Origin of the sequence: Actinokineospora terrae (assembly GCF_900111175.1) — a bacterium.
In the GTDB taxonomy this organism is placed as follows: domain Bacteria; phylum Actinomycetota; class Actinomycetes; order Mycobacteriales; family Pseudonocardiaceae; genus Actinokineospora; species Actinokineospora terrae.
In genome coordinates this window covers 132643-143346 of record NZ_FOGI01000013.1, presented here as the reverse complement: position 1 = coordinate 143346, position 10704 = coordinate 132643, and the positions used below count along the sequence as shown (strand labels likewise).

Sequence of the window (10704 nt, the reverse complement as noted above, 5' to 3'; positions counted from 1 at the left end):
GCACCAGGGTCAGCGCAGCTTCTCCGGGATGGTGTCGAGGGCGCCGAGGATCCGCTTGGCCAGGTCGAGGGACATGTCGTCGGTCAACTTCGAGTGTTGCGCGAGGACGTCCTTGACCAGGTTCACGCGGGTGTCGTAGCCGGAGACGTACTCGGTCATGGTGTTCCCTTGGTCGGGCAGACGCAGGCGCGGGTTTGCGCACCCGCGATGGTGGCGGCGCAGTAACGGGCCGAGATCCGGTCGTGGCTGCCCCACGGGTGCGGGCAGACCGCACAGGGGGCCTCGGGATCAGGTGTCGGTTCGGTGCGTGAGGTCAACTCGGCGCTCCCGCCTCCGGTCGACCCAGCCGACCGGCTTCTCTGGTGCGCCCAAGGCGGCCCCCGCTGTGCTGCGGACGCGCGACAAACCCTCGGTGACCTCGACACTACGCCGATCCCGACCCGACCACGCGGGCAGCCCACCGGCAACGACGGTGAGCCCCCGGATCGAGCGGGCATCAGAGCGACGGCGGCGTGGTGGCAGGCTCGACGCGGACCGGGTCGATTCGCCCGTCGAGCACCCGGCGAAGTGCGGCTGCCAGTTCGGCCAGGGCTTGGGCGCGGTCGACCGAGACGAGTCCCCGGCGGTGACGCGGGCCCGTCTTGCTCGGCGGGCCACTGAGGGGGTCGAGCCGCATGGCAGCCATGGTGACCTTCATCGTGATCGCGAACGGGCGAACGGCCCAGGACGGCCCACGATTTGTACGCCGTACAGAGAACAGTCCACCCCGGGGCGGACGAAGTCAAGGGCACGGCACCCGAGTGAGGACCTTCACCAGACCTCCTCCGCGGTTCGACGGCTGAAGTGCGCGAGACCGCCACCGTGCCCACGAGCTTGGCAGCCACGACGAACGCGAGGTGGCAACCCGCCAGAAGCGCTTTCGCCTCGCCGGATCGCAAGACCAACAGCCACCTACCTGCTGGGTCGCCGCCGCCGCTCGCGGTTGAGGCCTGTTCTCCCGGCGGCCGGTCCGACTGGAAAGAGTGGATCACTTGCAAGGCAAGGCTTTGGTGGCGCGCAATGTGGTGCTCGTGGTGCTGGTGAGGTGCGCACACCGAGCAGGTGGTGTCGAGTGCCTCACTCGCACCGTTCAAACGGTATGCAGACGGCGTCGAGCGGCAAGATGTTCGGTGCGGAGGCCGAGGAGATCACCCACGCCGCAGGCTCGTCCAGCCCGCTCGAACTCGACCTCTGGATCGACCAGCAGGACCGCCTCACACACTTCGAGGCCAGGGTCCGCGCCACGGCACAAACCGTGGTCAAGTGCGACTACAGCGGCTGGGCACCGGCAGCAGCGATCACCACACCGAACCCGCGCAAGATCTGCTACCCGACGTAACCGCCGCCGCGGGTTCAGAACGGGTACTGGACGAATGCCTTGCCGTCGAACAACTGCGCCGCGTGTTCGGTCATTCTCCGTCCGTAGACGCTGTCCGCGGTCAGTGCTGTGTAGCCGGGTCCGGGCAGTTCGACGAGCCCGGCGGTGTGGGCCAGGTAGACGTCGAGACCCGGGTACATCAGGCCCAGGAACGGGAGGTCGTCGAAGTCCAGGGCCAGTACCGGGTGCTCCCCCGCCGAGTCCGGTTCGCCCACGGCCAGTACCCGGCGCGAGTCCGAGCCGCCCGGCAGCAGGAAGCACTCCGGGAAGCGGGGCGCCAACACCGCGAAGTCCTCCGCCCACGCCTCGCTCATCTCCTCGGCGACGAACCGGTCCAGCGGCCGCGGCGACAGCGCACCGTCGTCGGTGAACCAGCCGTGCCGCTCCAGCAGTGAGGTGTCGTGGGCGAGCCACGCGCGCAGGCTCGGCGGCAGCGGGCGCCCGGACGGGAAAGTCAACCGCGCCAGCGCATCGGCGGGCATCGGCCGCGGTGTGCCGTCGGTCACCCAGGGCACCGGCAGGTAGTCGTACATCGACCGCCCCGGGTCCACTCGGACCGCGTCGAGCACCCGTCCCACCAGCTCCACACCGTGATCACGTGTCGTCACGGCGGGGAAGTTAGCAGGCAACACCGACAAGTCCTCTGTGGTCGAGAAAGTCCCCGGCCAACTGTGTTGGATCCCGGCGTCCCCCTGGGCCAGTATGTGCCTGCACTTCTGACTGAGGGGAAACATGAAACGTAACATCGCGCTCAGACGCCTCGTGCGTCTCGGCGTCGTCGTGGCCGCGGCCGTGGCCGGGACCCTGGTGGCGGTCAGCCCCGCGCAGGCCGAGCCGCAGCTCCCGTCGACCGGTCTGCGCCCGGTGGCGTGGGTCGGCGTCGACTCCCGGGACCCGAACGGCCGGATCACCTCCGGGCCGGTCCGGCTCGGGTCGTGGAAGGACGAGCAGGGCCGCAAGCACGTCGGCAAGGCCTACCTGACCTACGACATCTCGGCCTTGCGCACCGCGAAGCTGTTCACCGCCAACGCCTTCTTCCGGGAGACCGCGGCGGCCGACTGCGCCAAGAAGCGGATGATCGAAGTCTGGGAGACGACCCCGGAGGACCACAGCCCGACCTGGGCCGACCAGCCCATCGAGCTCAACATCCTGCCCGGGGCGAAGTCCACCCAGTGCGTGTCCCAGAGCCTGTCCTGGGACGCCACGGACGCGGTGCAGCACGCGCTCACCCGCGGTGACACCACCGTCACCCTGGCCATCCGCATCGCGGGTGACCAGGAGGGCAACGTGGCCTTCGGCCGCACCATCGACCCGCCGTGGTCGACGCTCGGCCTGCGGTACAACCACACGCCCGACGTGCCGACCGAGTTCACCGTCGGCGGGTACACCGGTTCCCCGGCGTGCCCGGCGTACCTGCCCGGCTACGACATCCAGGTCAGGGCGAGGGTGTCCGATCCGGACGGCAGCAACGGCCTGCGCGCCAGGTGGGCGTTCTGGCCGGTGACCAACCCGTCGCAGCGCACGGAGATCGTGCAGGACGCGAGCTACTGGGCCGCGACCTCCGTGCCCAAGGCGCTGCAGGTGCACAACAGCAAGATCGCGGTGGCCGTGCGCGCGGAGGACGGGTTCGCGGTCTCGGCGTGGACGACGCCGTGCGAGTACACCACCGACACGCAGAGCCCCACCGCCGCGCCGACGGTGACCTCCGCGGTGTACCCGCCCAGCACCGGTGAGTTCCCGCCCACCGGCGGGACCGGGGTGCCCGGTGAGTTCACCTTCGGCGCCAACGGTGTCGACGACATCGCGTCGTACCACTACGAGGGCCCCGGGGTGTGGGCCGACGTCCCCGCCGACCGCCTCGGCGGCACGGCGACCGTGACGATCACACCGAAGTCGTGGGGCAACTTCCGGCTCTCGGTCACCGCGATCGACCGGGCCGGGCTGCGGTCCCCGGTCACCGAGTACGAGTTCCTCGTGCGCGAGACCGGCCCGTACCTCGAAGGCCCGTACCAGGTCATCGCGGGCGAGGCGACGGCGTTCACCGTCCGGGCCAACCAGGACGGCGCGGTGAGCGTGACCTACCGCCTCGACAACGGCCAGGAGACCACCCTGCCGCTCAGCGCGGAGGGCACCGCCCCGGTCACGCTGACCATCCCGACGCTGCAGCCCGCGTTTCGCCAGGTCGTGCTGTGGACGACCGACGCGGCGGGGCGCCGCTCGGGGGTCATGAACCGCACGATCGCGGTCAACCAGGCCGAGCCCGAGGTCGTGGTGACCCCGGGGGAAGCCGAGGCGGGCGTCGAGCGGACGATCACCTTCACCTCGTCCCGCTCGGACATCGCTTCGTACTCCTACAGCCTCGACTACGGTGCGCCGACCACGGTCCCCGCGGTCAACGGCAAGGGGTCCTTCACCTGGACCCCGCCGGTCTCGGGCTACATCTCACTCGACGTCTACGGCACGACGACCTCGGGTGAGCGGACCGGCACCACGTACTCCTCGGTGTACGTCTCGCCGTCCAAGCCCGCGGTGACCAGCGCGGAGTACCCGGAAGGCGCCACCTCCGGCGCCCCGGGAACCCCGGGCACCTTCCACCTCGCCCTCACCGGCGCGGCGGAGTACGTGGTCGCGTTCGAGGGCCAGTACAAGTACGTCACCGCCGACCAGGACGGCAACGCGACGGTCGAGCTGACCCCGACCTCCGCGGGCCAGAAGTCCGTCTTCGTCACCGCCTACCTCGTCACCTGGGACTCGTCGGACACCCGCGAGTACCAGTTCACGGTGGGCAGCGGCACCTGATCCGGGCACAAGGCCGGGCAGCCCCTCCGGGCCGCCCGGCCTTGTGCTGTCCCGGGGTGCTCGGGTGGGTGTTCTGCCTGCACCTCGACGGTCGCGGGGCAGGCGGGCGGGTGGGAGAAAATGGGTAGGACCTACCTATATCGGCTTCCCTTGACCGTGTCAGGGTGCACGGGTGATGAGGCAGGCGGCCGAACCGGGCACCCGCCAGTCGGCGGAGACCTTCGGGGCGGACTGGTGGGTCGCGGCTGCGCCTGGAGTCATCGGTAGGCCCGCTTGGGTGGGGGTCATCGAGGCGGCGACTAACGCCGTGGTGGTGGGTGAGACAGCGCAGGACTGGCGGAAGGCGCTGGCCCAGGCCCTGCACCCCCTCGTGGACGCCACCACAGCCGCCACGCTCGCCGAGCAGAGCGTCAACGCGCAGGTCACGTTCGCCGACTGGCTGGGCAAGGAGCTGGTCAGGCTCGCCACCCGCGCCATCGTCGACACCCTGCATGACCGCGGGGACCAGCTCATCGGCACCACCCCGCGCGAGCGGTTCGACGACTTCGTGCGCCTGCTGAGCACCCCCACCGGCCTGGCCGCCCTCTTCACCACCTACCCGGTCCTCGCCAGTCTCCTGGCCCGGACCTGCGCAAGGGCCGAAGCCGCCACCATCGAGCTGCTCGCCAGGTTCGACCACGACCGCGCGGACATCGTCGACACCCTGCTCGACGGCACCGACCCCGGCCAGATCACGCAGCTGACCCCCGGCCTGGGCGACCCCCACCGCGGCGGTCGGACCGTGACCAGGCTCGGGTTCGCCGATGGGCGGTCGGTGATCTACCGCCCCCGCGAGGTCGCCACGCACGCCGCGTTCACCCGGTTCGTCGACCAGCTCAACGCCCACGTCCCCGACCTGGCCTTGCGCACGCCCGCCACGGTCGCCCGGCACGACTACGGCTGGGTCGAGCACGTCCACCCCTCTCCCCTGCCCGCCCCCGCGGCCGCGACCACGTTCTACCGCCGCCAAGGCGCCCTTCTCGCGCTGCTGCACCTGCTCCACGCCACCGACATGCACTACGGCAACGTCGTCGCCTGCGGTGACCAGCCGGTGATCGTCGATGTCGAGACCCTCTTCCACCCCACGCTCGCCACCCAGGACACCGGCTGCCCCGCCGCCGCGACCCTCGCCGAGTCGGTGCACCGGACCGCGCTGCTGCCCGTCCCGACCGTCGGCGAGCACGGGACGATCGACATCTCCGGGATCGGCGCCGCCCCGGGTGGCTTCTGGCCCGGCACGGCCGTCGACTGGGCCGACCCCGGCACCGACGCCATGCGCGCGATCCGGCGGCCGATCCCCTTCACCGGTGGTGACAATCGGCCCACCTTCGCCGGAAGCCGCCTGGACCCGCTCGAACCGGCCCTGATCGCGGGCTTCCGCCTCGCCTACGACGCCGTGCTGCGCCACCGCGAGGACTACCTGCGCCTCGTCACCGAGTGCGCCGACCTCCAGGTCCGGGTCGTCCCCCGCCCCACCCGCGTGTACGCCGCGCTGCTCGCCGAGTCCACCGACCCGGCCCTGCTGCGCGACGCCGAGGCCAGGGACCGGGCCTTCGCCAAGCTCATGCCGTCCGAGCAGGCCGACCTGCGCGCCGGTGACATCCCGCTGTTCACCTGCCGCGCGGGCGACCGCGGCATCACCGCCACCGACGGCACCGTGATCACCGGCGCGATCGCCAGGTCCGGCCTGGACTCCGCCCTCGACAAGATCGCCGCGTTGAGCGAGTCCGACCGGCGCGACCAGGCGTGGGTGGTCGCCGCGACCATGGCCACCACGCACGCCGGGACCGAGCACCACACCCCGGCACCGTCGACCGGCCAACTAACCGGCACCGCGGCCGACCCGGAACGGCTGCTCGCGGCCGCGTGCGGGCTCGGCGACCAGTTGATCGCCGCCAGCCACGCCCGCGGCGGCCGGGTCAACTGGCTGGGCCTCGACCTGGTCGACGAGCGGCAGTGGCTGGTGCTGCCGATGGGCGCGTCCCTGGGCAGCGGCTACCTGGGGGTCGCGCTGTTCCTGGCCCAGTTGGCCGAGACCAGCGGCATCGCCCGGTACCGGGAGGTCGCCGCCGAGGCGATCACCGCGGTGCCCGGGCTCCTGGACACCCTGGCCGGGGCGCCGCACCTCGTCGCGGCCGTCGGCGGCGGCGCACAGCAGGGGCTCGGCGGCATCGCCTACGCCCTGGCGCGGCTGGCGCGGCTGCTCGGCGACGACGAGGTACGCGGCTGGGCGGCGCACGCGGTCGAGTTGACCGCGCACGCCACCACGCCGGGTGACCCGCACGGCTGGGACGCCGGCACCGCGGGTTGCCTGGCCGCCATGCTCGCCGTGCACACCGAACTGGGACTGCCGGAGGCGGCGCGGGTTGGGGCAGCCCGCGCCGCGACGCTCCAGCGGTACCTGGCGGTGGTCGACGAACCCCAGGGCGTGGGGTTCGCCGACGGCGCGGCGGGCATGGCGCTGGCACTCTCCCGGTACGCGAGGTGGGTGCCGGGAGGGGATGGTGCCGCGTCGGGCATGGCGCGGCACGTGCTGGAAACCGCGGCGGCACCAGCCGACGACGTCGGCTGGTGCCGGGGCGCCGCGGGGATCGCGGTGGCGGCGCACGCCACCGGAGCCGGGTGTGATCTCCTTGGCGTGCTCGGCGCGAGCGAGCGGGCGGTGCCCGCGGACCTCGGCCTGTGCCACGGCGAGTCCGGGGTCACCGAGGCCCTGCTGGTGCTGGCCGCGGCGGGGCGCTGTCCCCGGTCGGCGCTGCGCTCGCGGGCGGCCCTGCTGCTCGACGCGCTCGAGCGGCACGGCCCGGTGTGCGCGACACCGGGCGGGGTCACCACACCCGGCCTGCTGCGTGGGGTCGCCGGTGTGGGGTACGGGCTGCTGCGGTTGGCTTTCGCCGACCGGGTGCCCTCGGTGATGACGCTGGAACCCGGGGTTCCGGCGGTTTGGTGAGCACGAGATGACTAAGGGGAGTAACGGATATGCGTGACGACGATTTCCTGGACCAGGGTCGCGCCGGGGCGTGGCGGGTCATGCCCGCGGTGGCCTTCGGTGTGCGGGCAGCCGCGCTGGCCGGTCTGGTGATCACCGCCGGTGCGGCGTCCGCGGTGGCGTTCGGGGCGCTCGACGACCCCGCGGCGGCGGTAGCCTTCGATTGGCCCGGTAGTACTACCTGCTGCCCGGAGCTGCCCAACTGACAAACAGCGCCGATCACTTGCGTGGCGCGACCGGCGGAACTCCTGGTGGTCGCTACCGACTCCGCCGGTGACCGCGCCACGCGACTATCGGGGTCCCCAGTGAGCATTCGCACTGCCGTTTGGTGGATAGACCGGAAATCGGGCCGCCACTACTGTCACGGCTCGTGGTGAACCGGTCGTCGCTGGTCGTGGGTCGCGACGATGAGCTCGGGACGATCGAGGACGCGCTGACCGCGGCCCGTTCCGGGCAGGGTGGCGCCCTGTTCCTCGTCGGCGAGAGCGGCATCGGCAAGACCCGGCTGGCCGCGGCCGCCGCGGACATCGGCTACGGCGCGGGCATGCGGTTGCTGCGCGGCCGCGGCAGCGTGCTCGGCCCGACCGTGCCGTACCGGTCGCTGACCGAGGCGCTGCTGTCGCTGGTGCGCACCGGCGGCCCGATCGACCTCGACGCGCTCGGCCCGTACCGGCCGGTCCTGGCCGCGCTAGTCCCGGACCTGGGCCCGGCACCGGCCGACCAGGAGGTCGGGTCCCTGGTGATCCTGGCCGAGGCGGTGCTGCGGCTGACCGCGCTGGCCGGTGACGGCCGCGGCTGCCTGGTGATCCTCGACGACCTGCAGGACGCCGACCTGGAGACGCTGGCGGTCGTGGACTACCTGACCGACAACCTCGCCGGGCAGCGGACCGTGCTGGTCGGCACCATCCGCGCCGACCAGGGCCAGGCGTTGAGCTTCGCCAGGGCCGCGGGCGTGCGCGGCGCGGGCACGGTGCTGGAGCTGGGCCGCCTGGACCGCTCCGACGTGCGGCGGATGGCGGCGGCGCGGCTGTCGGTCGAGCCACCACAGCTGCCCGACACGGTCGCCGACCTGCTGTGGGCAGGCAGCGGCGGCAACCCGTTCCGGGTCGAGGAGATGCTCGACGGCATGGTCGACAGCGGGCTGCTCGCCCGCGACGAGCGGGGCTGGCGGGTCACCGAGACCGACCGCCCCACTCCCCCGGCGACCCTGCTGCGCACCGTCGGCGCCCGGTTGGAGTCGCTGGGACCGACGGCCCGCGAGGTGCTGTTCACCTGCGCGGTGCTGGGCAAGCGGTTCCCGCTCACGGTCCTGCAGGAAGCGACCGGGCTGACCTACCGCGACCTGCTCGGCCACCTGCACGGCGACAACGCGGCGCACCTGGTCGCCCCGGACGAGCAAACCCCGGACTGGTACGCGTTCCAGCACGCGCTGATCGTCGACGCGGTGCTGACGCTGGTGCCCGCGGCGGACCGGGCCGCGCTGAGCGGCAAGGTCGCCGACGCCGTCGAGTCGGTGTACCCGGGGCTGCCCGGCGAGTGGTGCCAGGTCACCGCGTCGCTGCGGCTGGACTCCGGTCAAGCCGTCGCGGCGGGCCGGTTGTGGGCCATGGCCGGGAAGCGGGCGCTGCGCCAGGGTGCGGCGCAGTCGGCGGTGGCGCTGCTGGCCCGTGCGTGCGACCTGCTGGCGCCGGACACCAGCGAGCGCGCGGCGGCGTTGGAGGCGCAGCTGCACGCGCTGGCCGAGGCCGGGGAGGTCGACCGGGCGCTGGCGATGGTGTACCTGCTCGACGAGGTGACCGGGCTGCCGCCGGACCGCCGCGCCCGCCTGCACACCCGGTTGGCGTGGGTGGCGGTGCACGCCGGGCGGCCCGAGGTGGGCTTGCAGTCGGTGGCCGCGGCGCGGGCGCTGCTCGGTCCGGGGGCGCCGGACGCGCAGATCGCGCCGATCGACGTGGTGGCGGCGCACCTGGAGATCGACGTGCCCGGCCACAACCAGCTGGGCAAGGCCGAGGAGATGGCGCGGCGGGCGGCGGTGGTCGCGGAGTCGGCCGGGTTGCCCGCGGTGGCCTGCCAGGCGTGGCAGCTGGTCGGCGCGCTGACCCGGCAGCGGGATCCGGCCGAGGCGACGGCGTTGCTGGAGCGCAGCCGGGTGATCGCGGTCGAGAACAACCTGCCCATCTGGGAGGTCCACGCCCTCGTGCGCCTGGGGCACGACGACGCGCTGCGCGACGCGGGCATCGACCGGCTGGAGGTGGCCAGGGACTCGGCGTCGCGCATCGGGGCGGTGACCGCGCGGTACCAGGCCGAGGTCAACATCGCGCTGCAACTGATCCTGCGCGGGGACTTCGACGAGGCCGACCGGTTGACGGCGCAGGTGTTGACGGCGACCACGCGGTTGAAGCTCGTGGAGACCACGCAGTACATGCTGCTGCACCGCACTGTCCTTTCCGGACACCGGGGTCGACGTGCGGACATGGAGGCCGAACTGGCCCAGGTCCGGCACTGGGGCGGCGACCAGGCCCACCACGCGCCGCGCATCCACGGCCTGGCCGGGGCGTTCTGCGCGCTGATGGAGGAGAACCACGACCTGGCCCGCGCCGAGTGCGCGGCCGCCATCGACGCGGAGAACCAGAACCCGACCACGTTCCACCTGTCCGGCCGCTACGGCCTGGACCTGTTGCTGCGCGCGCTTTCCGGCGACCTGACCCCCGACGAGTTCGCCACGATGACCGCCGCCCCGGCCAGCCGCCTGCGCTGGGACCGCATGTTCTCGGACTTCGCCGCCGCCGTGCTGGCTTCCCGCGCGGGCCGCTTCGAGGACGCTGCCGCCGCCGTCACCCGCGCCATCGCCACCGGCGCCCCCTATGCGATGGCCCGCCACCTCGGACTGCGCCTGGTGGCCCCGATCGCGTTGACGGCGAACTGGGGCACCCCCATCGACTGGCTCCGCGCCGCCGAGGACCACTTCCACCGCACCGGCGTCCCTGCCGTGGCCGGAGCCTGCCGAACCCTCCTCCGCAAAGGCGGCGCCTCAGTCGCCCAGCGCCGCGAAGGCACCGACGAGATCCCCCCCGCCCTCCGCTCCGCAGGCGTCACCGTCCGCGAGTACGAGGTCCTCCGCCTCCTAGTGGACCGCCTCTGCAACCGAGAAATCGCCGACGCCCTCCACCTCTCCCCCCGCACAGTCGAGAAACACGTCTCCAGCCTCATCGCCAAAACCGGCGAACCCAACCGCATAGCCCTCAGCAAGTACGCCTCCACCACCGTCCAATCCTGACGTACTCCTGGTGGGGGCCTGGGTTCTACAACCCCAAGGCTCGCTTCGCCCCAACAACCTCCTGCGGGGCGGCTGCACCAGGTGATCATCGGGGTGTTGGGAATCAGGGTGAGGAAGTGGTCGGTGGCTGTCCTTGCGATGGTGTGGAGGTGGGGTGGGTGGGGTTTCGCCTAGGAGGCAGCG

The 10704-nt window shown here is 72.4% G+C and carries 9 protein-coding genes; 5 read left to right on the top strand and 4 right to left on the bottom strand.

The window, feature by feature from the left end; genetic code table 11:
• Positions 1 to 9: 9 nt before the first annotated feature.
• Genes BMY07_RS34590 through BMY07_RS27415 form a run of 3 tightly spaced genes read right to left on the bottom strand, consistent with a single transcriptional unit; the run spans position 10 to position 676 of the window.
• On the bottom strand, positions 10 to 159 hold the full coding sequence (locus BMY07_RS34590; RefSeq protein ID WP_177215809.1) for a DUF6307 family protein: 150 nt from the start codon (positions 157 to 159) through the stop codon (positions 10 to 12).
• Positions 156 to 497 (bottom strand): RGCVC family protein, encoded by a 342-nt coding sequence (locus BMY07_RS35025; RefSeq protein ID WP_218150798.1) that lies wholly within the window; start codon positions 495 to 497, stop codon positions 156 to 158. Before BMY07_RS35025 ends, BMY07_RS34590 begins: the two co-directional genes overlap by 4 nt.
• Complete coding sequence (locus tag BMY07_RS27415; RefSeq protein ID WP_143073670.1) at positions 497 to 676, bottom strand: hypothetical protein; 180 nt, start codon at positions 674 to 676, stop codon at positions 497 to 499. Before BMY07_RS27415 ends, BMY07_RS35025 begins: the two co-directional genes overlap by 1 nt.
• A 462-nt stretch (positions 677 to 1138) precedes the next feature.
• Between BMY07_RS27415 and BMY07_RS27410 the strand changes: the two genes are divergently transcribed.
• Positions 1139 to 1378 carry a hypothetical protein gene (locus tag BMY07_RS27410; RefSeq protein ID WP_092784932.1) on the top strand — a complete coding sequence of 80 codons (240 nt, stop codon included), beginning with the start codon at positions 1139 to 1141 and terminating at the stop codon, positions 1376 to 1378.
• Between the two features lie 14 nt (positions 1379 to 1392).
• On the opposite strand, the gene BMY07_RS27405 is transcribed toward BMY07_RS27410, so the two are convergent.
• Positions 1393 to 2025 (bottom strand): hypothetical protein, encoded by a 633-nt coding sequence (locus BMY07_RS27405; protein ID WP_218150797.1) that lies wholly within the window; start codon positions 2023 to 2025, stop codon positions 1393 to 1395.
• 124 nt (positions 2026 to 2149) lie between these two features.
• Here BMY07_RS27405 and BMY07_RS27400 point away from each other — a divergent pair, with 124 nt between their 5' ends.
• The 4 genes from BMY07_RS27400 (at position 2150) to BMY07_RS27385 (ending at position 10521) form a co-directional block, all read left to right on the top strand.
• Entirely contained in the window at positions 2150 to 4216 is a 2067-nt protein-coding gene (locus BMY07_RS27400; protein WP_143073669.1) for a hypothetical protein, read from the top strand.
• A gap of 175 nt (positions 4217 to 4391) precedes the next feature.
• A complete protein-coding gene (locus tag BMY07_RS27395) occupies positions 4392 to 7205 on the top strand; it encodes a type 2 lanthipeptide synthetase LanM family protein (protein WP_092784923.1) in 2814 nt (937 codons plus the stop codon).
• 29 nt (positions 7206 to 7234) lie between these two features.
• Positions 7235 to 7450, top strand: coding sequence for a hypothetical protein (locus tag BMY07_RS27390; RefSeq protein ID WP_092784920.1), 216 nt, complete (start codon positions 7235 to 7237; stop codon positions 7448 to 7450).
• Positions 7451 to 7614: 164 nt separating this feature from the next.
• Positions 7615 to 10521 carry an ATP-binding protein gene (locus tag BMY07_RS27385; protein ID WP_092784917.1) on the top strand — a complete coding sequence of 969 codons (2907 nt, stop codon included), beginning with the start codon at positions 7615 to 7617 and terminating at the stop codon, positions 10519 to 10521.
• Positions 10522 to 10704: the final 183 nt, after the last annotated feature.

Coding starts and splice junctions, on each gene's coding strand:
- BMY07_RS34590 (WP_177215809.1), bottom strand. CDS start 159: ATGACCGAGTACGTCTCCGGCTACGACACCCGCGTGAACCTGGTCAAG.
- BMY07_RS35025 (WP_218150798.1), bottom strand. CDS start 497: ATGCCCGCTCGATCCGGGGGCTCACCGTCGTTGCCGGTGGGCTGCCCG.
- BMY07_RS27415 (WP_143073670.1), bottom strand. CDS start 676: ATGCGGCTCGACCCCCTCAGTGGCCCGCCGAGCAAGACGGGCCCGCGT.
- BMY07_RS27410 (WP_092784932.1), top strand. CDS start 1,139: ATGCAGACGGCGTCGAGCGGCAAGATGTTCGGTGCGGAGGCCGAGGAG.
- BMY07_RS27400 (WP_143073669.1), top strand. CDS start 2,150: ATGAAACGTAACATCGCGCTCAGACGCCTCGTGCGTCTCGGCGTCGTC.
- BMY07_RS27395 (WP_092784923.1), top strand. CDS start 4,392: ATGAGGCAGGCGGCCGAACCGGGCACCCGCCAGTCGGCGGAGACCTTC.
- BMY07_RS27390 (WP_092784920.1), top strand. CDS start 7,235: ATGCGTGACGACGATTTCCTGGACCAGGGTCGCGCCGGGGCGTGGCGG.